Here is a 22,843-nt window from a genome sequence, read left to right as displayed (position 1 = left end):
ACGGTTATTCCTTTACGATTCCATAATTATTTTCAGCCGACCAGCCATTTTCTACCTTCACTTCGTCCAGCACCTCTTTATAAGAATCATTTACCATCTTTCCAAATTCTCCGGTTGATAATCCGCCCTCCAGATACTGCTGTCCTGCCCGATGGAAATAAGTACGCAGTTTTTCATTAATGCCTGTATAATAAGCCATGCGTAAGGGTTCTTCCGTAATAATAAATCCGCTTAAGCTGTCCGGAAGTTTTGTTGTATTTGCCAGCGGAATTCTACAGATGCCGTCAGCAAACTTTTTCTGGATGTCCGGTGAAGACATATACTGAACAAATTTAATTGCTGCTTCTAATCTGGCATTATCCCCTTCCAGGTTTTTATTGATTGCATAAATGATATCCGGCTGTCCGCCCAAAATTACGGATTTCCCCATTGCATATTCTGATGTATCTTTTGTAATGACCGGAACCGGCATTACTTCATAATTAAAGTCATCCCCTACGGCATCCTGAATCTGGCTGAGATTTGTTGAAAGTGCCTGTACCATTGCAACTTCGCCTCGCATGAACATATCCAGCGCTGATTTTTGATCCAGTCCATTGTAATCACTGGTCCAGTACTGTGAAAATTCCTTCATCATATCAAATCCTTTTTCCAGCTGCGGACTTGTAAAATCAATTTTTCCTTCATCGAATCCTTTTGCGATTTCTCCTAACTCAATATAGCCGTTACCGGACTCGTCCAGTTCTTTAACAAGCCCTTCATCCAGCTGACTGGAAACAGAGTTGTTAAACCAGAGCCAGGAAAGATCTCCAATTGTTGCATTGGGGAATCCAAATGGTATCGTTCCGGAATCTTTCAGTTTTTTACAGGCATCCATAAATTCCGCCCATGTCTCCGGTTTCTTCACACCTGCTTTTTCAAACAAATCCATGTTACAGAAAATACGAACCACACTGGTTGAAGATGGATAGCCCGGAACCACATTGTCCGGAAGTTCCATTCTTTCTAATATAGAATCCGGGAGGGTCTCTCTCCAAGGCTGTCCGGGATCATAAGCACTTTCTTTGTCATAGAGATCTTTAAAATTATACAGCCAGCCACTGTCATAATCCGAAGTGATATTATATAAAATATCTGTATACACATCCGGTCCTTCTCCCGCGGAAAACTGTGTTGTCAGCCAGGTTCGGTAATCTCCCGTGGGTATGGACTCAAACTCCACCTGAATTCCGGTATCATCTGTGAAAGCTTTGATAATATCCTGGGTAAGCTGGTTAGCCTTTTCGTCCGTACCCAGATCCTGCACAAACTTTAGCGTCACATTTTCTCCACCGCCTGCTTTCTTTTCACCATCCGCCGACTCATCTTTTTTAGATTCCTCCCCCTGATTTGCCTCGCTTCCCGCCTGGGTATCTTTAGCCGCACCGGCTGCTTTACCGGTTTCTTTGTCACCGCCCGATGCTCCGCATCCTGCCAGCAATCCAACCGCCATAGCCCCGCTTAAGAGAACTGCAATTATTTTTTTCTTCATTTTCATTTCCTCCTTTTTATATAAAGTCCGGCCCACATGAACCGACCCTATTTCTGCTTTCATTAGTTTCTTTAACTATCCGCTCTTTTTTCTGGACGCGCTTATCCTTTCACGGATCCCTGGGTCAATCCTGCTACAAAAGATCTGCTTGCAAAACAGAACAGGATGATCAGCGGCAGGGAGGCAATAATGTATCCCGAAAACAACACACCGTTTCCGTCATTCACTGAGGTTACCATTTTCGTCAAAGCTACTGCAATCTGCTGGGTTTTCTCTCCTGTCGCTGCTACCAGGGGCCAAAGATAGTTATTCCAGGCAGATAATCCTGTCATAATCGTCATCGTTGCTATGATGGGTTTTGAAAGAGGTGCTGCCACCTTCATTAGAATTGCCATATCTCCCGCCCCTTCAATTTCTGCTGCTTCAAACAGACTTTTCGGCAGTCCTTCCATTGAACCTCTGGTCAGAAATGTCCCCATCGCAACACTGTAGGCAGTAGGCGGTAAAATCAGCCCCCAGTACGTATTATATAACTTTAGTTCCGATATCTGGATGAACTGGGGAATCAGCATTACAAATCCCGGGATCATCAGCATTGCTATAATACCATAATATAATACCCTGGAACCTTTAAATGTAAATCGTACAAATGCATAAGCTGCCAATACCGAAAGTATAATGGTCAGAATAATCACTGCAAAAGTAACAACAAAGGAGTTCATCATTGGTCTTGCTACCTGGGATAATGCTTTTTCAAAATTTACGAACCTCCACTCCGCTGCAAACATAAAAGGATTCATAATTATTTCTTTCTGAGGTTTAAATGCATTGATTACTAACAGGTAAAACGGTGATAAAGTCAGGAGCAGTAATAGGCCAAGTACTACTCTGCCTGAGATTTTTGCAAATAATTTCATACGTCCCTCCTTCTATTCTGATAAGTCTTCACTCTTTAAGAATTTATTGTTTAAAACGGTTAGAATCATTATGATGATAAATAAAATGATACCAATAGCTGATGAATATCCCATCTTTTTGTATGTAAAGCCCTGTTCGTATAAATAAACTGCCGGAACCATGGTAGAAGTCACTGGTCCTCCCTTTGTCAGAATATAGATCGATTCAAAAATCTGCAGGGAATTGATGATAGCCAATGTAATCATAAGCTTCAGCTGTCCGGAAACTAACGGCAAATCCACTTTGATAAACCGCTGTAAAATATTTGCTCCATCGATTCTGGAAGCTTCAAATACATCCCTGGAGATTGATTGTAATGCTCCGAAGTAAATCAGGAACTGCATCCCTCCCAGCATAGACATTCCAAGCCAGGGAAAGCCGATTGCAATAATAGATCCAAGTGCTGTCTTCGTATCTCCAAGCCAGGGACTCGCCAGATTAGAAAGGCCGATGTTATGAAGCAGAATATTCAGAACTCCGTTATCTCCTGCCAGTATCCATTTCCATAACAAAATGATTACTACTCCGGGAATTACCATTGGAAAAGTAAATGCCGTCCGGATAACATATTGCTTTTTCGCCGATTTAATGGCAAACAACAACTCTGCAGCCAAAAGCGGAATTGACACAACGATTATGATATATGCGATCATTACTTTCAATACCGTTACTAATGATCCCAGGAATACGCTGTCTTTAAATGCTGCAGCATAATTATCCAGCCCCACAAACACATTCAGGTTACCTCCGTTCCAATTAAAAAAGGACTTTTCAATTGCCATTCCAAAGGGAATGTATTTAAATGTAACCAGAAAAATGTAGATTGGAATCAAAAACAAATAAGGTTTAATCATTTTAATCCAGTTTCTCTTTTTCTGCACTTCTCTTTCCTCCTTTTGTACATCTTGTACGTTAATTAAATTATATCAATACTATTTTTATATATCTTTGTATTATTTTTCTGTGTTTGGTGTACTATTTTTATATGAAAGCACAAAAAAAAGGTGTGTATGATAATTTTACACACCTTTTTGTCCATATCCAATTACCGTAATATTCGTTTATCTCTTAATGCATGATGTTTTGTCTTTTTGGGTAATAATAACGCGGCTGGCTATACCCTCTTCACTTTCAATCCGAATACCGCAGTCCTTCCCATAGAGAAGCTTAATTCTGTCGTTTACATTGATTAAAGCAATCCCGAACCCTTTATTCTCAGGCGTACGGATTTCTTTGGAAAATGAATTCAACGATTTATTCAACATATCCAACTGCTCTTTTGCAATTCCCCTGCCATCATCCGAGACAATAAGGTCCACATAATTCCCTCTTCTTACCACACTGATATCAATTATTCCCTTATGCCCGGGCTTTGGTAAAATTCCATGTACCCACGCATTTTCCACTACCGGCTGTATCAGCAGTTTTACCGTTTCCAGCATCTCATCTTCCTTGGTAACATGCACTTTCAACTGCACACAATGGTCATAACGCTCATTAATGATCGCCAGATAGGATCTCACGTGATTCAGTTCTGCTTCTAAAGTAGTCCTTGATTCCTTACAATTAATGCTGTAACGCATCATATTCGAAAGATTCTGGGTTAGATTCGCAATGGTATCAATCTCTTCGATCTGGGCAATACAGTAGATATTATCCAGTGTATTGTATAGAAAATGGGGATTAATCTGCGCCTGCAATGCACTGATCTGTGCCTGTTTTTCCCGCACTTCCGACAGGTATATCCTTGCCCCCATTTCCTGAATTCTTTTTTTCATTTTGTTAAACCGCTGTGCAATATGTCCGATCTCATCGTTAGAGGAAACTTTGATAAAGGCTTCCGGTTCCTCCTCCATCGTATCCATAAAGTCATTCAGTACCTTAACCGGCAGCATCAGCCGTTTGGATAAATACACGGATACCAGTATCCCCAATATTGCGCAGGAAATAAAGATCAGATTAATGGTCTGTACTAGATGATGGACACTTTCAAACAGAACACTGTTAGAGTCCACTGTAGTTACCACCCACTTGTATCTTGGTATGTACATACTGGTAATAAAGGATTCTTTATCGGAAATGGTAGTATAATTCTGGTCCTTCGCCTTTTCTTCCGGTTTTTCAATTCTTAGGGCAATTTTATGGGCATTCTCCTGGGCAATATGCTGACTGAAAATAACATTTCCCTCATAATCCGTAACCACAATTCCCCTGTCCTGTGAATCCAGCTGACGAAAAATACTGGAAATCTCCGAAAATTTTACGGATGCCATGATAAACGGAACATAATCATCCATCCCCTTTGAACTTCTTGGAATCCGCTTTATATAAAGCAGAACTTCTGATTTACTTAGGCCCGCTGGTTTGTAGTCTTCTTTTACCGGACCATAGATAAAATCATTTTTATTCATTTGGGCAAACTGTTGGTACCAATCCGCTTCCTTAACGTCAAAACGGTTTAAGTACATTCCTTCTCCTACATAGACATGATGATCTTTATCATAGTAAATCAAAACTCCATTTACCACATTTCCCAGATTATTAATATAGATATTGTCTTTTAAATCCATCTCAAAATCAACCTGGCTTTTTAGGGTCTGAAATGTATAAGGTTCTTCACCGGAAAAACAGATGCTCTCAAATAATTGCTGGTTATTACTGTTAGCCACATACTGAGCCACACGATTAAATATTGCATCCAGATCATAGGTGACTTTCGCCATTGCCTGTGAATTGTAATTAATAATCTGTGTTTTTACAAATTTAGTATTAAAATAATTAACCGCCGTAGAAATCCCAACCAGCATCACAAGGAGCAGAATGATATAGCTGGACATTACCTTCCAGTGCATTTTACTCTTTATCTTCTTAAACATGCTCTTCTCCATACAATTCCCTGTTCAGCTTTGTCTTATATTCTGTAGGACTTTCTCCTGTTACCTTTTTAAAAACCTTTGTAAAATAATGCTGATCCGGATACCCCACCTGCGCTGCTATATCCCAGATTTTCCCTTGAGTCGTCATCATTAATTCCTTCGCCCGTTCTACCTTAACCTGCATAATATAGGAGGTCAGGGAAATCCCTGTTCTTTTCTTAAAGACCGTGGACAGATAGGCTTCACTTAAATGATATTTTAAAGCCAGACCGGAAAGAGTATATTTTTCACTGTAGTTTCTTCTGATCGTATCCTCAATATCCTTGATCACATCCTGAATATCTACAGATCTGGCTGCATCTCCCGCGGACTGTTCCCTATCCGCCGATTCTTTATGCCCTTCTTCCGTTATATGCAAATCTGCAGTTAATTCCTCTATACACCTTTGAATCGTATTATTCAATACCTGCTTATCCACCGGCTTTAAGAGATAGTCAACTGCCCGGTAGGCTAATGCCCGTTTCACGTACTCAAACTCATCATACCCGGAAATCATAATAATTCTCGTCTGCTTCTCTATGGCATAAATTCGTTCGCAAAGGGTACATCCATCTTCTGTGGGAAATTTCACATCTGAAATCACGATCTGGGGACGGTACTCTGCAAATAGTGTCAGGGCATCCTCTACCGTATCCGCCTCCAGAACCTGTGTTTCTCCCACTAACCGGCTTTGGTCGATCATCTTTATAATACCCTTACGGATCCATCGCTCATCATCTGCTACCAGAATTATCATATGTATCTCTCCTTTAAACACTTTATACTAACTATATCCTGCTTTTTACCGAATGTCTACCGGTAACTCTGATTTTATAAACACGTTCTGGTGTTTCGCTGATTAAGGGACGCTTTGTAGATAGATGTAGTGCGCTGAGTCACTAAAACACGCTTTAACAATAACAAATAAAATAATCCTGATAAGAAATATTGCATTCCTCTTTTGCCGGTACAAAGAAAAGTTTCTGCAAAACAGCCCTGCGAGTTACTGCACTCTCCTGGGCTTTCATCAGAACAGACTTAACCTGATAATCGGTATATATATGCAGTAATATTTCACGCATAAGTTCCCCGAAAGGTTCTTCCTTTTCATATTCCGGAAGAATATCTATGCGCAATATTCCCATCCACTTATCATCCACGGAATATTTCTTTGAAGGACAGATTTCAATTGTCCCCACTGGCTTTTTCCTTTCCTTATCCACAATGGTTAGTCTCACAAAATCCTGAGCTTCATACCGGCTGTCCCAGTAGTCCATACATTTTAAAAAGGATTCATAATCCGTATAGTAAAAATCATCATTGCAGCTGTCCCCGTTAAAATACCTTGCAGCCTCTTTGTTGGAATAGCATAAAAACAAATCTTCACTGTCTCTTATTTCCATCTTCCTCAGGAAAAAATGTTCTGTTTCATAAGACGGACATTCCGTAAAGACATTTTTGTTACTCATATAAAAACCACCCTTCCATTATTAAATATTCCAGTTGTACAACATTTAAATATTCTCGGATACTTATTTCAAGTATAACAGAACATCTGTTCGATGTAAAGACTATTTTTGATGTTGCATAATTTATTTACTGTCTTTTTCTTTTCTGCAAATGTATAATAAGGTAAAACAAAAGCTCAGGAGGAATTGCCGCTGATGTACTCAGATAGCAGCCTTCCTGTTCCAACCAGTAAATAATATACATCAGCATTTTTACGCAAAAATATAACCTCTGAGCTATCGCTTTATCACTATTTGTATAGCGTGCAATTATGCGATAGCTTAGAAGTTATATTATAATTCTGTTGCCCTCTTTTTATTTTCATACATTTTTTTATCTATTTCACGCAGGGCATCCTGGATATCATTGACTGCCCGATAATGAGTCATACCATAGGCAAAACTGATCTTGCGTTCTTTTAATTCTCTGATAGATTTTTCAATTGCGTCCAGTAACACTGTTTCATTTTCTTTTTTAGCAATCAGCATGAACTCATCGCCCCCGGTGCGGTAGACGGTAGCAATTTTCCTCATGTTTTTAATAATGACTTCCGAAAAAAATACTAAGGCTTTATCTCCTTCTTCGTGTCCGAATGTGTCATTGATATATTTAAAATTATTAATATCAATTAAGCATAACATGCAATCTTGTTTACTCTGGATTTTGCTGACTGCCAGATTAAACATTTGACGGTTATATGCTCCTGTTAAGGAATCAACAGCAAAGAAGTTAATATTCTGCGATATGTAATAAATAATAATGCCTAAAGCAGAAAATCCATAATTCAAGCAATAGTATCCATAATTAACTTCTAAAAAAATACTTAGAATAATGGTTGCCATGATGGCTGCGATGGTTATCTGCTCCGTCTTCTTTCCTTGATCATATTTCTGTGCCGGAAAAAAAATCATCAGCATCAGATAAAATAAAGTGGTCGCAGCAGGCAGAAAAAATAATATTCCCCGGTCATAGCTGTTATCGGTGCTTATGTAAAATACGATGTTTACGAAGATACTGATAAAACAAATTCCTGCATTAATAAATAATGGTATATAATATATCTTTTTAAATTTGTCTTTATAAAATATTCGCATCAGCAGCATGGGTATAATAGGACCGCATGAAAAGTTTAGAAATGATGTAATTCTTCGCAAATACCAGATAGAAAGATTGGCTTCCCATCTGAACATATAATCTAATGAGGTGATTACAATCAAACCCAGATTGATAATGACCGCACTCTTGAATAAACGGTTCTGTTCCTTACTAAATAAGTAATTAATGCTAATCAGATATAACAAGAACAACAAACCGGTCAGGGGAACGGCATACGAATATATAAGCGTACTCATAATACACCTGCTCTCTGGGCTTCTCATTTAAATCCGCCTCTGTATTTACCATATATTGGTCTTGATCATTATATCAAAATAAGATTCATCTGTCATCCAGTATTTATTGGGACGGTTACATTTACTATTCTGTCATTCAATATTAAATGATCAATATTAAATTATCAGCTTGCCGTTTCCCTTTTCATCTTCCACATCGCAAGTAAAAAACTGCAGGCACATAATCCTGTAAAAAGCAGAAGCACAGGCAGTATCCGCACAGCAGAAACTGTTTCCCCCATGATCAATCCACGGATTGCATTTATAACATGGGTAAATGGATTGATATTCACCAGGATCTTCAATCCACCCTTAAGATTTTCAGACGGAAATAACGCTGAACTCAGGAAAAAGACCGGCAAAACAATAGCCGTCATTATAGTTTCATATATCACTTCATTTGGCAGGCACAGACTGATTGTATATGCAGCTCCCGCCAGAAAAAAAGCGGTCAGAAACACGAAAACTCCAATGAGCAATATTCCCGGAATCCCATTTTGGAAACGTACTGAAAAGAGGAGGCTGATCACGCATAAGATAAAAGTTTCCAAAAGTGATACGAATATCGCTTCCAGCATTTGTGCCAGTACAATGGAACTGCGCCTCACCGGTGAAATCAGGATTCGGTAAAAACTGCCGTTATTTTTCATGAGGAAATTCATGATTCCGCCGCTGCTGCATGATGAAAATGTTACCAGGAACATTACACCCGGCAATATAAACGCCGTATAGTTCTTGATGCCTGTTCCTCTCATCGTAGAATCGGCAACCACGCTGTATAAAACCAGCCATAACATTGGCTGAAGAATGGTAATAATTATGGTAAATCTGTTTTTAAATCTCCATTTTACATTTCTCCACAGCAGATTCAGCATAATAACCCCTCCTCACTGTTTTGGGAACCATTGAATGCCAGAAAAATATCTTCCATGCTTGGTTCTGCTATTTCAATTGCGTCAAATAAGATTTTCTCTTTTAATAGCCATTGACTTAGCGATGTAAATGCTTCCCTTTTATTGCTGACACTCAGGGTAACCATATGGCCTCTTCTGTCTGACGCGAAAGCGAAACCGGTTTCCATTAATAAAGGCAGATGTTCTTTTGCTTCCTTTGAAGTTGGAAAGGTGATACGAATCAGGTTCTTGCGCAGATACTTTCTCAGACTGTCAGGTGTTCCCTGGATCAATTCTTTTCCCTCCCTGATAATGCAGATAGAATCACTGAGCTGCTCTGCCTCTTCTAAATAATGGGTTGTAAGGAAGATGGTAGTACCATATTTCTCACGGATAGCGAGGAGCATCTTCCACAGCGCATTTCTGGACATAACATCCATCCCTGTCGTAGGTTCATCTAAAAAAAGAATTCCGGGATTGGAAATCATATTCATTGCAATATCCAGCCTGCGCTTCACCCCTCCTGAATAAGAAGAAACCGGATAATTTTTATAGCCGGACAACTGGAATGTTTCTATCAGCTCTTCGATTCTCTTTTCGGCAGTTTTCTTTTCAACCCGATACAGCCTGCTCTGAAATATCATATTTTCCATTAAGGAAAGGTGCTCATCTACTGATATTTTCTGGGAAACGCAGGCAATCTGCGTCCTGATCCAGTCTGCCTCACTGCACAAATTTTTTCCAAATACCATTACCTTTCCGGAACTAGGCGTATAATATGTGGTGAGTATCTGGATGAGGGATGATTTCCCTGCACCATTTTCACCCAGCAGAGAAAAGATTTCACCGCTGTTTACGTTCATATTCAATCCATTTAAGGCACAGACACCGTTTTTGTACTTTTTGACCAAATCCCGGATTTCAATTGCAAACATACTATTCCTCCTCACCTAACGGAAAAATGATTTCCGTCACATACTTATCCGGATTTCCTTTTAATAACATTCCGGGACCTTTTATATAAACCTCCCGAAATGGCATTTGTATAGGCAAAGCGCGCTCTTTTGCATATTGTTCCATAGCAGCATATGCATTTCCCAATGTTTCATAAGGACCAAGATGGGTTGTGCAAAGTGCACGTATCCGGGGCATCTCTTTTATTTCAATCCCATTTCCTTTTGGTTGTTCATTCGTAGGAACACATAATTCCATCTCGGCATATTTTGTATTCGGGTCCATTTTATAAAAGCAGAAAAATGGAGCTCCATTGGACCTGCCGCTGATTGACTTGAACACATTGGGAAATACTTTATTCGCTTTATCTGACATACCTTTATAGCGCATAAATGCAATGCGTATCGGTTCAAATTCCTTTATTTCTATGCTATAATTCATCTGTTATCCTCCGATTTTTCTTCGTCCGGCTTCGTTACTGCAATCCAGATCTCTGCTTTGCTGCTCATTTTGTTACCGGTCTGCATGGGATACACCTCGATATCCGGCAGGTGGGCATATTCGTAATTGGAAAATGGAAGCCATTCTGTCAGGAAGCGCCTAAATATTGATTGTATCGAATCCCGATATGGATCATTCCCTTCAAAAACTGCCCAGGTAGCCGCAGGAATCTCAAGCTCCGTCATGCCTTTTGGCACCACCCTGTCTGAGCGGGCCGCAATATAGTAATAGATATTCCTGGGATCTTCATAAGAAGAGATTCCAAAAATGTCAGAACCATTCTTTTCTGACAGACAACATATTTCCTGATATGCCGGACTATCCAGCATCTTTTTCCAAAACTTTGGTACCATATGAAAATTATATTCTGAATCTTCTTTTAAGGCTGTCCTTACTCCTATTACACGAAATGCTTCTTTTTGCTCTATACGGTACCTCATATTTTCACCTCCTGTTACTGTTATGGAAAAGCTAATCCGGGGATAAGCACTCAGCATTGTCCCTTTTACCCGGGCTGCCGTTGGTGCTGCACCGTGAACACTCTGAAATGCACGGTTAAAAGATGTGGGTGACTGATACCCATATTTCATCCCAACATCCATAACTTTAATATTGCTTGCCTGCAATTCAAATGCCGCCAGAGACATTCTCCGCCTGCGGATATACTCGGATAAACTAATTCCTGCTATGTAAGAAAACATGCGTTGGAAATAGTACGTGGAGCAACAGGCTAATTTTGCCGCCTCGTCATAAGATATCTCACCTTCCAGATTTTCCTCTATATAATCGATTGCCCTGCTGAGCTGCCGCAGCCATTCCATCTCACCGCCTCCTTTCTGTTTTACAGTTTAGCATAATATAATTTTTATATCCTCTCTTTTGATGTCATCTTCGGTAAGAATTAAATTAACGAAATCTGTCTTGCTTTACCCATAGAAAAAGCTGCCGGCTTCTATCTCCGGCAGCTTAATAGAATTCAGCTGCATTAAATCCCAATCCTCAGCATCTCCCCTGTCACTTCCTCCGTACGGCTTTCAAAATCTCTTCCGTCAAATTTGGGTAGCCGCAGTTCACTGTCTATTTTACCATCCTGCATAAACAGGACACGCTCTGTCCTGGCTGCTATTTTAGGGTCATGGGTTACAATCATTACCGCCGTTCCTTCTCTATTGATTTTAGAAAAAATATCCATGATTTCCTGCGCCGCATTGGAATTAAGTGCACCTGTGGGCTCATCCCCAAAAATAATTTTGGGATCGCACATTAAGGCACGGCATATGCCGGCACGCTGAAGCTGTCCTCCGGATACCTGTGTAGTATCACGATTTTCCAATTTCCCGATTCCAGTCTTCTTCATGAGCATCCTGGCTTTTTCTGTAAGCTGTTTTACATTTTTTCTCCTGCCCGGCATGGATGGAAGCATAATATTATCCAGAATATTGAGGTTTTTCAGCAGAGTCGGTTGCTGAAATACAAATCCCATTTTGGTTCTGCGGATATCAGCCAGTTCCTCTTCCCGAAACCCAGCTAAATCTATCCCATCAAACAGAACCTTTCCGCTGTCGATTTCATCCATGCCGCTCATCGCAAACATCAGTGTAGATTTTCCGGATCCGGACGGCCCCATAATTGCAACGAACTCTCCCTCTTTTACAGAAAGAGAAACTCCGTTTAAAACATTACATTTTTCAGCTCCGTTTCCATAAGATTTAACAATATTTTCACCGGATAATATATTTTTATTTTCTTTCATGCGCTACTCCTTTATATTGTCGGATATTTTGATTTGTCCTGCTCCTTTGGTGCCGATAATCGTTGCGATCAGTACCGTGCATACCATCATCAGCGGACATAAAAGGTAGGCTGAAAATGGATTGACCACGAACTGAAAAGACGAAGCGCCAAATGAAGAAATTACCAGGCCAGCGATCAATTCGCCAAGTGTATTTGCCAAAATAGTACCAAGTACAATTCCAATTAGCAGAACGAATACTGATCGGAAAATATACTGTTTTATAAGATCTGAATTTTTAAATCCTACCGCTTTCATTACAGCAATGTCATATCTGTCTTTTGCAACCAGCATTTTCATAAACATCAGCGTAATTAATGCGGTTATGAAAAGAGATGCAGCCATTGCCGCAAATGAAGCCTTTCCAACGGAACTAATCAGATTTCCAAGCGTCTGATTCACATATTCATCAATCTCTGAAACTTTCGCATATGCAAATTTCTGCGCATATTCGGCTCCTTTTTCCGCAACGAAAGAATGATCAGCAAGCTTTGCGGAAAACATGCTCCACATGATATCCGGTGACTGGTCGCGAAAAGAGGCTTTTGAAGTTTTCCCTCCATTAGTTATGTCCGAATACAGCCCACAGACAGTTAGTTCTTTTACCTTTCCATCTATTATCAATGTAACCACATCACCAACCGTTTTTCCAAGCTCTTCACTGTTCAGAACAGACAGTGCGATTTCGTTATCACCGGAAGGTGCTCTGCCTTTTGAATACTGAACCGGGAAAACCGAATGATCTCCAAGCTCCACTTTTATGCGTTCTTCCAGTCCATTATCCAACTTAACCGGAAAGGTTTTCGTTGTCAGAACCACATATTTTTCGATATCCTGATCTGACTTCATTGTATCAAGAATCTCTGCTGTTTTTTCCGGAATATGGTCGGTCTGCTGCAGGTCAATCCGTATATCACATTTTCCGATGCCCATATAAGTAAAGAAATTTTCTCCTGAAATAGTGTTGTAAAGGTTCTGTGGAACAATAACAATAAATGCCGCAAGAACCAGCACACCCAGCATCGTACCATAAATCCCCTTTCTTGCCAGAACATCTTTCACTCCAAGAAACAGATTTGTATCCAGCAGCCGGTTCTTGCTCAGACTAAAATATTTCGTCCCGGAGGCTTTCTCCCGGGAAGTTCCAAAACGAATTGCCTGGGCAGGAGATATTTTCCGAAAGCGTCTCAAGACGCCGTTTACATAGGCTATGATCGCTGAAAATACAGCCAGTATCCCGATGATGCCAAAAAGCAGGGCAGCAAATTCATTTTCACTTTCTCCCATATACAGCCGGATATTTTCAAGCAGTACCCCTTTAAATAGAAAAGACAAGGCGAATCCTAGAATTGATCCGGTCAATGCAATTACGATATATTTTATAAGATAAATTTTTTTGATTTCCGATACACGAAGGCCAATGGCTTTCATCACTCCAATTTCCCGATAATCGTCTTCCATTTTTGCAAGGAGCGTAAAACGTATACACATGAATGCAATTGCCACTGCCAGTACACTAACGAGCAGTATAATCCCGATCATCATTCCATCGGAGACTGCATTAATCGTTTTAAATAACGGGTAGGTAATCATTGGACCGTTTGCTTCCATCCCTGCATTGGTATATGCTGTTTCAAATGCGGATAATTTGGAAGCATCTTTTAATCGAAATTCGATCAGATATTCACTGCTTCCTGTACCTTTCAGAACCTCATAATCCTGTTTGCTAACCAGAAAACGCTTGGAAGATGAAAGGGTAGAATTCATCTGTGAATCCCGTAGAAACCCTGCAACGATAAACTCTTTACCGCTTATCACCGCCTTGTCACCCACTTTTACCGTTTGATCCTTCCCATAGCAAATCGGAACATAAATCTCTCCATCCGATACGTGAATAACATTACCGCCCAGATCCAGCAGAAAATCAAATTTTTCACTCTGCACGCTTAACCCATTATCCTGAACATTATCGGAGAGAGAGTTTTGACCAAATACCATTTGTGATCCTTCTATGCCCAGGAACTCCAGCACCTGAAATTCCTCTACATTTTCATCAGCGGCTGCGAACTCAGCCAGACGCTCCATATTAATTTCACCGGCATGCATCTGCATAAAATGAGGCGTCTTCGCCTGGGTCATCAGGGTATCAATAGCACCAAATAGATTGACCCCCAGTATTGCTGCCAGAGAAACCAGCATTGCTGCCGCCGCCACAAAAATTACAGTCATCAGAGTTATTGCCTTACTTTTTAACATGTCGTTTCGGATAATTCTGTCATTCATAAATTTCCCTGCTTTCCGATTTTTTCATGGGAACTTCCCCCATATTTTCCTTGTCTATGCCAAACATCTGCATCACATACATAAGACTACCCTCTTTAGCTCCCAGGAGCCTTTCCATATTAAAAATCAGTGCCTGGATGCGGGAAATGCGGTCTTCTTCGGACAGATCCACCATATCACCGTCAAAAACCATATTGGTATATGCAATAATCATTTCCATACATTCATAGGGAAAAGGTGTGTAAAACATCCCCTGCTCAATCCCCTGGCAGATAATACCGGATAATATCCCCGGAACACCATTCAGTACAACCTTTTGTATTTTCTGATGCATAAGCGCATTTTGCGGTTTATGTATATGTTCAATTATTTTCTTACCGCTCCCGCTTCCTATATTCAATGCCATAACAACGCGTACCATGCGTTCATCCACCGGAATGCTCTTATCATCTGCAATCTTCCTGGCTCTGCTTAAAAGACGCACATTATAGCGGTCAATCAAAGCATTCATAATATCCTCTTTGGACTTAAAGTGATAATACAGTGTCCCCCTTGCTATATTGACCTTGCTGAGAATATCATTCGTACTTGTTCCGTCAAATCCTTTCTCTCCAAATAACTCGTCTGCAGCATCCAAAATTTCATTTCTGCGTTCCTCAGCTTCTTTAACGACCCTCATTTATCTTCCTCCACTTTATCTTTTCATTTTATAGACCGACTGTCTGTCGGTAAGGTGATAGTAACATGTTCATGTGGAAACGTCAAGGTAAATAATAATAATTCTTCACACTTAGATTTTTTCAAATAAGCCGGTGCCTTCAAATCGTTTGGATAATCCTTTCTCCCCATCATTACAAACACCTGCCTTTTCTTTTGCTTAATCTAATTACCATTTGGCCGTTATTCGTCAAAGAATAAAAAGACAACCGCCTCCGTAGGAGGCTAGTTGTCTACAGTCTGATTATTTTATTTGAATAACACCGGTAAAATACGCATCGCAAATGGGGTTGAAAGCATTCATTAATCCTGAGTAAATATCGTTACCTCAAAGCGGTTATAATCGCCCCGGTATCTGGCAATGGAATATTCCACAGGTTTTCCCAGTTCATTATAGCCCGTGGTCTCAAATTTCTGGATAGGCTTTCCTTTACGAATATTCATAAGTTTCACATCATTGGTAGTAGCCTCCACAGCCTCTACGATCCTCTTTACATAGCAAATCTTCTTATCCTCTCTGTTTGCCAGATTCTTATACAGAGATTCCTGCTCCATGTCCAGTTCCAGCAGGAACTCGCAGCCCTCAAGGGGCAGGTATGTTTCCACCAGCACAATGGGGATATCATCCGCAAAACGCTTCCGGTACAGGTAGATCACCTCTGATTTCTCAGGTATCTGAAGCTTCTCCGCTACCATGTGAGATGCATAAAGCACCCGGAATTCCAATACTTTTGTCCCCGGCTTCATCCCCAGCCGTTCCATTTGTTCTTCATATGTCTCCAGCTTCTGCATAAAATCCTGCTGAATTTTCTTCTGGGTTACAAATGTTCCCTTGCTTTTTACCCGGTAAAGCCAGCCCTCCTGAACCAGCTCTGTAATCGCCTGTCGAACAGTAGTTCTGCTTATCTGATAAAAATCGCTGATGTTTTTCTCAGTCGGAATCATTGCACCACTTTCATAATTACCCTGGCGGATTTCTTCCATAATTAATTCTTTCAACTGAAAATACAGCGGAATCGGCACACTTTTATCTAACTTACCTTCTTCTAAAATCATCTTTCCCACCTCCTGAATCACATTTCCATTGTCATTATTTTATAATATTCCTACATAGAAAGCAATAATTATTTCTGTACATTTTCAATTCTTTCTGCTATAATGTTGGTATGTAGGTACATACCAACATTATAGCAATGCAATTCAAAAAAGGAGGCAATACAAAATGAAATCTCTAATCGTAGAAAAAGACGGTACTCTATTGGTAAAGGAAATTCCGGTTCCCAGGTATTCATCAAAACAGGCTCTGGTAAAGACCATCAGCTGCGGGATCTGTAACGGCACCGATGCCAAATTGATCCACCGGCAGTTCAAGGGCTTCAACACAGAAATGTATCCCCTGATGCTGGGTCATGAAGGTGTGGGGGAAGTCGTGGAACTGGGCAGTGAAGTCACGTCCTTTCATGTAGGGGATAAAGTTCTTCTCCCCTTTGTTGATCCTGACCCGGAGCTTTATGGCAGTCTGCAGTCCGCCTGGGGTGCCTTTAGCGAATACGCAGTGGTACATGACCTTGCCGCATACCCCAAAGGAACTGCACCGGAATGCGCCTATGCCCAGACCATTCTCCCGGACTTTGTGGATCCGGTTGACGGAGCCATGATTATCACTCTGCGGGAGGTTTTGAGTTCCATCAAACGGTTCGGTATTAAGGAGGGAGACAGCGTTGCAGTCTTCGGCTGCGGTCCGGTGGGGCAGACATTTATTAAATTCCTCTCTCTTTTGGGCATCCAAAACCTCATCGCCTTTGACATCATAGATGAGAAATTACAAGAAGCAAAAGAAAGAGGCGCCGCATATGCCTTTAATAGCCAGAAAGTAAGTGTCAATAGAAAAATTCACGAAATTTTTCCTTCCGGAGTGCAATATGTGCTGGATGCAGTGGGCATGACATCTCTGATTAACCAGGCTATGGAATATATCTGTGACGGTGGAAAAATATGCTGTTATGGCATTTCTCCCACCTGTGAGATGAACCTGGACTGGAGCCGTTCCGGCTACAACTGGCAGCTGCAGTTCCAGCAGTTTCCCTCTAAAGCAGAAGAAGGACAGGTAAATGAACAGATCAATGAATGGTTGAAAAAGGGTACTATCCGTCTCAAGGATTACATCTCCGACTACTTTTCCTTCTCCCAGATTTCAGATGCCTTTGCGCGTCTGGAGCGCAGAGAAATTTCCAAAAAAGGAATTATTATTTTCTAATAACAGGATATCAAAAAAGAAAGTGAGAACAGCTATGTACAACAGCAAAACTATAACCCAAAACGAATTATGCAAGTTATTTGACCATACCAACTTAAGCCCTTATGCAAACGTTTCTATGTTTGAGGATCTCTGCCGGGAAGCAAAAGAACTGAATTGTGCCATGGTAGCCATCAATTCCTCTCCGGTATCGCTTTGCAGGGATTTGTTAAAAAATACCGGCATCCACGTAGGTGCTGCCATCTCCTTCCCTCTTGGACAGACCACCATCGAAACCAAGGTATTTGAAGCCATAAATGCGATTGAAAACGGGGCAGATGAAATCGACTATGTGATAAATATCGGAGAATTAAAAAATGGCAATACGGATTATATTAAAAGGGAAATGAAAGAAATGGTAAGTGCCTGCCATTCCAGAAATGCGCTGATAAAAGTGATTTTTGAAAACTGTTATCTGACAAAGGACGAAATCAGGACGGTGGCAGCAATTGCAAAAGAAGTAAAGCCGGACTTTATTAAGACCAGTACGGGTTTTGGCACCTCCGGTGCCACTGCAGAGGATGTACGTCTGATGAAAGAAACAGCAGGCAGCGAAGTTAAAGTTAAAGCTGCAGGCGGCATACGTTCCTGGGCAGACTGTAAGGCTATGATCGATGCCGGAGCAGAACGGATTGGTACCAGCAGCTCTTTAAAAATATTAAAGGAGTATCTTGAGGAAAAAGGAAATTAGGAACAAAAAGAACCCTGCAGATTTGGTTTAATCCGGGCTGCAGGGTATTTTATTACTGGTGTGAACGGTTGAGATGGGATCAATTATTCGCATTATTTTGAAGTTTAGTTGTGGAAGGGGACGCTTTGTAGATGGAGTCTCGGTGAATGCCCGCGTGCCACCAAAAAGCGCGAAACCCCACTATAACTTTACTCCAGATCCAGTTCAGCCATAGTTGCCGGCATCTCATGTGCCGTATTGACCTTTCCCTCGCCTGTTACCAGGTCAAAGCAGGAAGCAATTATTTTTCCTTCCCATATAATCGGTTCTCCCGGCTGGTCTAAGCCACCATCCAGGCCATCACAGTCAGGGCTTTGGGCAATTCTTTCAACCTTGCCGTCCGGATGTACTTTAACTATGGCATTATCCGAGAAATCCGCAATGTAAATATTGCCTTTCTCATCACAAACCATTCCATCCGTAGACTTCAGTTGAGAAGCATCCTTTGCGAATATTTCATTTCCACTACAGCTTCCGTCCGGGGCAAATGTAATCCGGTGTACGGCGCCGTCCCCAAAATTGCCTACATAGAGACTGCCGTCTTTTCCGAACACTATGCCGTCTGCACCATACTGGCAATCTTCGTTCTCCGTAATAAAAGTCGTAAAAATATGCTCATCATCCATTGTATTGGTAATTTGTATGTTTTCTTCATCCAGGCCAAAACGGTACACGCAGCTGACTAAATGTCCGCTTCCGTCCGGCGCAGGCACTTTTGTCAGATAACTCTGGGTGACATACATGTAGTCTCCCCGGATCCGTATGCCATTGGGATGTTCCATACCTGTGGCAACGGTATGCCAGCTTTTGATGCCGTTTTCATCAGCCGTAATTTTCAATACCCGTCCCTTAAATGCCAGTTCTTCCTTTCCCGACCAGCCCTGGTTATCGCAGATATAGATGTTATAAGCATCATCAAAAGCAATTCCCATATTTCTTGCAATTCCTGTTTCCGGGTGAACGGGAACGTCAAACCATTTTGTAATCTTTTTTTCTTTGTCAATGCGTATCACGCATCCTGCCAAAGCATCTTCTGCATAATTGGGACAGGATAGGATTAAATCTCCGTTTTTGTCTATTTCCATTCCGTCCGGTGTACATACATAATCCGGTAATACCGTAAATAATCTGGGTGTCTGCATCGTTTATCCTCCTTCATATAATTCCTAATAAATTCCTAATTAATTACTGATAAGTTGTTAAATACATGTAATTTTAATTCTATAATAAATATAGAAATTATTATTTTCGTTGACGTTCAAACAAGTTGTTTACTCCACCATAAGTTCCATCCGTTTTATAATCTGATCCTGGTAAACCTCGTCCAGCTCCACAAAGTAGCCGCTCCATCCCCATACACGGACAATCAGGTTCCGGTAATTTTCCGGGTGGGCTTTTGCATCTATAAGCTTCTCACGGTTTACTGCATTGATCTGCATCTGGTGTCCGCCCATATCCATAAATGACTTGACAAACATTGCCACTTTGCGGATGCTGTCATCATTACGGAATAACCGGTCATAGAGTTCTATTGTCAAAGGCCCTCCGTTTGATACCTTCACCAGATCCGGCTTGGCAAAGGATTTGATGACAGACACCGGCCCCTCACATCTGGCAAACAGGCTGGGTGAATAATTACAGGCAAATTCCTCTCCCGCATCCCTGCCATCCGGTGTTGCCTGTAAATTGCTGGAGTGCCAGATGTAATACATGGCTGATCCGGTACCCGCCCGGTAGATTCCTCCCCTGTCATTGACGATTCCTTCCAGACTATCTGCAAAACAATCCAAAAGCCAGACTGCCTGACTGTCTGCCGCGTCATCGTCATTTCCCATCTTGGGACCCTCATAACGCAGACGGTTGCGCAGATTTTCTTTCCCTTTAAAATTAGTCTGCAAGGCTTCTGTCAATTCCATTGCCGTAATGCTTTTTTCTTCAAATACAAACCGCTTTACAGCAGCCAGAGAATCAGCTCCAGTGGAAATTCCGCTCCCGTGGATACCATAATTGTTATATTTACAGCCCCGGGACACATCCTTCCCCTGTTGTATACATCCATCCATCATAAGTGACATTAGCGGAGAAGGTTCCAGATAGATATTTTGGTACTTCGCAGTCATTTTATGTATGTTCTGCCGGATACAGCTTTTTACTTCTTTCTGAAATTCCGAAAAATCCCTGCACCTGGGCAACAGTTCCGTACAGGAGGATATAACCTGTGCAAAGGACAGCCCGTCAATATTGGGAATATCCATGCCCTTTCCGGGTATAATGAACTCCCAGCATGCCGCAACTACATAGTTATAGGCATCCGCTTCCTCATATCCCCATCTGAGCAGCGCCGGTATTACTACCTCATCATTGCAGTACTGTGGAAAACCAAGACCCTGTTTTGTAAGTTCCGTCCCCCGTTCGTATCTGGAAAGCGGTGTATCTTTACACACTCTTAAATTAATCTTCGGATCAATCAGCTTTAATTCCAGACTTGCCTGTATGCAAAGTTCAGAAAGTTCATTGAAGAGGTCCTTGCCGTTCTGGTCTTGTCCGCCCAGAACCATACTCTGTCCATTGTCCCCCTGCTGCATGCCCGTATACAAATCACTGTCTATATTGAAACTGATAAAAAATTCCTCCAGCAGTTCCAGTGCGCTGTCCTGATCCAGCACTCCCTTTTCCAGGTCTGCCTTCAGATAAGGATACATATACTGGTCAAACCGCCCTATCGTATTGTGGTAGTTAAAGCTGCACCAGAGACAATAATGAATCAGGCGGAAAAATTGCAGTGCTTCCTGAAAGGATTCTGGTTTATGTGCAGGTATCTTCTGCAAAATACCAGCCATGCGTTCATTACCTGCCTCTTTTGCAGCCCTGGCATACCTGCCTGCAAATTCCTCAATCTTATCCAGTGTCTCAAGCAGAGCATCCAGATACGCCTCCGCCTGTTCATCCTCACCTGTGGACACATCCAGCCGTGCTTCTGCGATCTCCTTTCTTTTTTGGTCAAACCCGGCATCTATTAAACTGCTGTAATCGGGGTTTATATTACAGATCTTTCCCTGCTCATGAATATAGTGGATTTCTTTGATCGCATTCCATTCCTTGCTGGTATACAGCTCGGGCAGTCCGGTTACGGTACGCATCAGGACAATTTTATCTTCCCTGAATACTACAGGCGTTTCCTGTTCCAATATATATTGCAGACGCCTTATGCTTCTTTGCACATCTGATAAACCTTCTTTTTCAAATTGCCCAGCCAGTGTATAAGGATCCTCCGGTCCGGGTTTTCGGTACCGGTGATGGGATTTATCACGGATGTAATAATCCAGTAATTGATTTATTCTCTGATTCATGTTTATACCCCCTCAATAGCGCAAGCTTGCTTGTGCTATTCCTTAATTAGTAGTTTGAAACGATTTTTCTTTCAAACCTATACCCCTGCATACCACTGACAAGTCTGCGGTATGCATTAATAAGTAGTTTGAAACGCTTTTGATTCAAACTTCCTCCTCATAAAACCCGGCATGGAATGCCGTGATCTTGAAAAATACCTACATTCTCATGTATGTTTCCCATGGTATCAAACGCAGGCCGGTACTCTCTTCCCACCATGCCATACTTTGCACCGGCTGTAGTATGGTAAGGCAGAAGTTCCACCCGCTCCAGACCCCTGGCATCTGCCAGCAGCTCTGCCGTATGCCTTAGATTATCATCTGTATCATTCACTCCTGGTATCAGGGGAACCCTTATGATAAAAGGCTTTTTCCCCTGCTTCAGGTAAGCCAGATTTTCTAAAATCTGTCTGTTGGAGACTCCAGTATAGATTCTATGTAATTCCTCGTCAGCCAGCTTGATATCCATAATAACCAACTCCAGCAGGTCTGTGAGTTCCCGAAACAGCACGGGGCTGCAGTATCCGCTGGTCTCCACTGCTTTATGCATATCCGGCAGCTTCAATAATACTTCCTTTAAAAAAGATGGCTGAGCAAAAGCTTCCCCTCCGGAAAAAGTTACGCCTCCATTGTTTTTCTTTAAAAATTCTTCGTCCTTTTTAAGCCTTTGGACTAACTCTTGGGATGTATATTCCTGACCGCATATTTTCCGCAGGCGTAAGGGACATGCCAAAATGCACTTTCCGCACAGCCGGCAGTTTTTATATCCTCCATAAATACAGCTTTTTTCACATCTGCCGCAATGCAGGCATCCATTCTTACTGACCATCAATTCTCTATGAAAGCTGAGTCCCTCCGGATTGTGGCACCACTGGCACCGTAACGGACAACCTTTTAAAAATACAGTGGTACGGATTCCCGGACCGTCATAAACAGCAAATTCCTTTATATCAAATACCAATCCTTTTTGTTCCATCTTCCTGTG

At 41.4% G+C, this 22,843-nt stretch carries 20 protein-coding genes; 2 read left to right on the top strand and 18 right to left on the bottom strand.

Annotated features, from left to right (window positions below; translation table 11 throughout):
• Nucleotides 1-4: 4 nt before the first annotated feature.
• The 15 genes from CD03_RS0106090 to CD03_RS0106010 all read right to left on the bottom strand — a co-directional run bounded on the left by CD03_RS0106090 (nucleotide 5) and on the right by CD03_RS0106010 (nucleotide 16,499).
• A complete protein-coding gene (locus CD03_RS0106090; protein WP_027292873.1) occupies nucleotides 5-1,531 on the bottom strand; it encodes an ABC transporter substrate-binding protein in 1,527 nt (508 codons plus the stop codon).
• Nucleotides 1,532-1,632: 101 nt separating this feature from the next.
• A complete protein-coding gene (locus tag CD03_RS0106085) occupies nucleotides 1,633-2,448 on the bottom strand; it encodes a carbohydrate ABC transporter permease (protein ID WP_027292872.1) in 816 nt (271 codons plus the stop codon).
• 12 nt (nucleotides 2,449-2,460) lie between these two features.
• Nucleotides 2,461-3,369, bottom strand: a complete 909-nt coding sequence (locus tag CD03_RS0106080; protein WP_027292871.1) for a carbohydrate ABC transporter permease — start codon at nucleotides 3,367-3,369, stop codon at nucleotides 2,461-2,463.
• Between the two features lie 180 nt (nucleotides 3,370-3,549).
• The gene (locus CD03_RS0106075) at nucleotides 3,550-5,364 is read right to left on the bottom strand and encodes a sensor histidine kinase (protein WP_027292870.1); all 1,815 of its coding nucleotides are present in this window, start codon (nucleotides 5,362-5,364) and stop codon (nucleotides 3,550-3,552) included.
• A complete protein-coding gene (locus CD03_RS0106070; protein ID WP_027292869.1) occupies nucleotides 5,357-6,160 on the bottom strand; it encodes a response regulator transcription factor in 804 nt (267 codons plus the stop codon). Before CD03_RS0106070 ends, CD03_RS0106075 begins: the two co-directional genes overlap by 8 nt.
• 154 nt (nucleotides 6,161-6,314) lie before the next feature.
• Nucleotides 6,315-6,872, bottom strand: coding sequence for a GNAT family N-acetyltransferase (locus tag CD03_RS0106065; protein ID WP_027292868.1), 558 nt, complete (start codon nucleotides 6,870-6,872; stop codon nucleotides 6,315-6,317).
• A gap of 333 nt (nucleotides 6,873-7,205) precedes the next feature.
• On the bottom strand, nucleotides 7,206-8,264 hold the full coding sequence (locus tag CD03_RS0106055) for a GGDEF domain-containing protein (protein WP_027292867.1): 1,059 nt from the start codon (nucleotides 8,262-8,264) through the stop codon (nucleotides 7,206-7,208).
• A 164-nt stretch (nucleotides 8,265-8,428) separates the two neighbouring features.
• Nucleotides 8,429-9,178 carry an ABC transporter permease gene (locus tag CD03_RS0106050; RefSeq protein WP_027292866.1) on the bottom strand — a complete coding sequence of 250 codons (750 nt, stop codon included), beginning with the start codon at nucleotides 9,176-9,178 and terminating at the stop codon, nucleotides 8,429-8,431.
• Nucleotides 9,172-10,131 carry an ABC transporter ATP-binding protein gene (locus CD03_RS0106045; protein ID WP_027292865.1) on the bottom strand — a complete coding sequence of 320 codons (960 nt, stop codon included), beginning with the start codon at nucleotides 10,129-10,131 and terminating at the stop codon, nucleotides 9,172-9,174. Before CD03_RS0106045 ends, CD03_RS0106050 begins: the two co-directional genes overlap by 7 nt.
• Before the next feature lies 1 nt (nucleotide 10,132).
• Nucleotides 10,133-10,591: a GyrI-like domain-containing protein gene (locus CD03_RS0106040; RefSeq protein ID WP_027292864.1), complete on the bottom strand. Its 459-nt coding sequence runs from the start codon at nucleotides 10,589-10,591 to the stop codon at nucleotides 10,133-10,135.
• Nucleotides 10,588-11,472, bottom strand: coding sequence for an AraC family transcriptional regulator (locus CD03_RS0106035; protein WP_027292863.1), 885 nt, complete (start codon nucleotides 11,470-11,472; stop codon nucleotides 10,588-10,590). The genes CD03_RS0106040 and CD03_RS0106035 overlap by 4 nt, the downstream gene beginning before the upstream one ends.
• Before the next feature lie 164 nt (nucleotides 11,473-11,636).
• On the bottom strand, nucleotides 11,637-12,404 hold the full coding sequence (locus tag CD03_RS0106030; protein WP_027292862.1) for an ABC transporter ATP-binding protein: 768 nt from the start codon (nucleotides 12,402-12,404) through the stop codon (nucleotides 11,637-11,639).
• Between the two features lie 3 nt (nucleotides 12,405-12,407).
• Nucleotides 12,408-14,726: an ABC transporter permease gene (locus CD03_RS0106025; protein ID WP_027292861.1), complete on the bottom strand. Its 2,319-nt coding sequence runs from the start codon at nucleotides 14,724-14,726 to the stop codon at nucleotides 12,408-12,410.
• Nucleotides 14,719-15,405 (bottom strand): TetR/AcrR family transcriptional regulator, encoded by a 687-nt coding sequence (locus CD03_RS32600; protein ID WP_044288937.1) that lies wholly within the window; start codon nucleotides 15,403-15,405, stop codon nucleotides 14,719-14,721. The genes CD03_RS0106025 and CD03_RS32600 overlap by 8 nt, the downstream gene beginning before the upstream one ends.
• Nucleotides 15,406-15,746: 341 nt before the next feature.
• Nucleotides 15,747-16,499: a GntR family transcriptional regulator gene (locus tag CD03_RS0106010; RefSeq protein ID WP_027292860.1), complete on the bottom strand. Its 753-nt coding sequence runs from the start codon at nucleotides 16,497-16,499 to the stop codon at nucleotides 15,747-15,749.
• A gap of 166 nt (nucleotides 16,500-16,665) precedes the next feature.
• On the opposite strand from CD03_RS0106010, the gene CD03_RS0106005 reads away from it, so the two are divergent.
• Both CD03_RS0106005 and deoC read left to right on the top strand, forming a co-directional pair.
• Nucleotides 16,666-17,700, top strand: a complete 1,035-nt coding sequence (locus CD03_RS0106005; RefSeq protein WP_027292859.1) for a zinc-dependent alcohol dehydrogenase — start codon at nucleotides 16,666-16,668, stop codon at nucleotides 17,698-17,700.
• A 34-nt stretch (nucleotides 17,701-17,734) separates the two neighbouring features.
• Nucleotides 17,735-18,430, top strand: coding sequence for a deoxyribose-phosphate aldolase (deoC, locus tag CD03_RS0106000; RefSeq protein ID WP_027292858.1), 696 nt, complete (start codon nucleotides 17,735-17,737; stop codon nucleotides 18,428-18,430).
• Between the two features lie 188 nt (nucleotides 18,431-18,618).
• Here the strand turns inward: deoC and CD03_RS0105995 are convergent, their stop codons facing one another.
• The 3 genes from CD03_RS0105995 to CD03_RS32595 form a co-directional block, all read right to left on the bottom strand.
• The gene (locus tag CD03_RS0105995; protein ID WP_027292857.1) at nucleotides 18,619-19,611 is read right to left on the bottom strand and encodes an SMP-30/gluconolactonase/LRE family protein; all 993 of its coding nucleotides are present in this window, start codon (nucleotides 19,609-19,611) and stop codon (nucleotides 18,619-18,621) included.
• Between the two features lie 129 nt (nucleotides 19,612-19,740).
• Nucleotides 19,741-21,819 carry a pyruvate formate lyase family protein gene (locus tag CD03_RS0105990; protein ID WP_027292856.1) on the bottom strand — a complete coding sequence of 693 codons (2,079 nt, stop codon included), beginning with the start codon at nucleotides 21,817-21,819 and terminating at the stop codon, nucleotides 19,741-19,743.
• A 157-nt stretch (nucleotides 21,820-21,976) separates the two neighbouring features.
• Nucleotides 21,977-22,834 (bottom strand): glycyl-radical enzyme activating protein, encoded by an 858-nt coding sequence (locus CD03_RS32595; protein WP_044288936.1) that lies wholly within the window; start codon nucleotides 22,832-22,834, stop codon nucleotides 21,977-21,979.
• Between the last annotated feature and the right edge of the window lie 9 nt (nucleotides 22,835-22,843).

The sequence above is a fragment of the Robinsoniella sp. KNHs210 genome, assembly GCF_000686105.1.
Lineage (GTDB): Bacteria > Bacillota > Clostridia > Lachnospirales > Lachnospiraceae > Robinsoniella > Robinsoniella peoriensis.
This window is presented reverse-complemented; position numbering and strand designations above follow the sequence as displayed.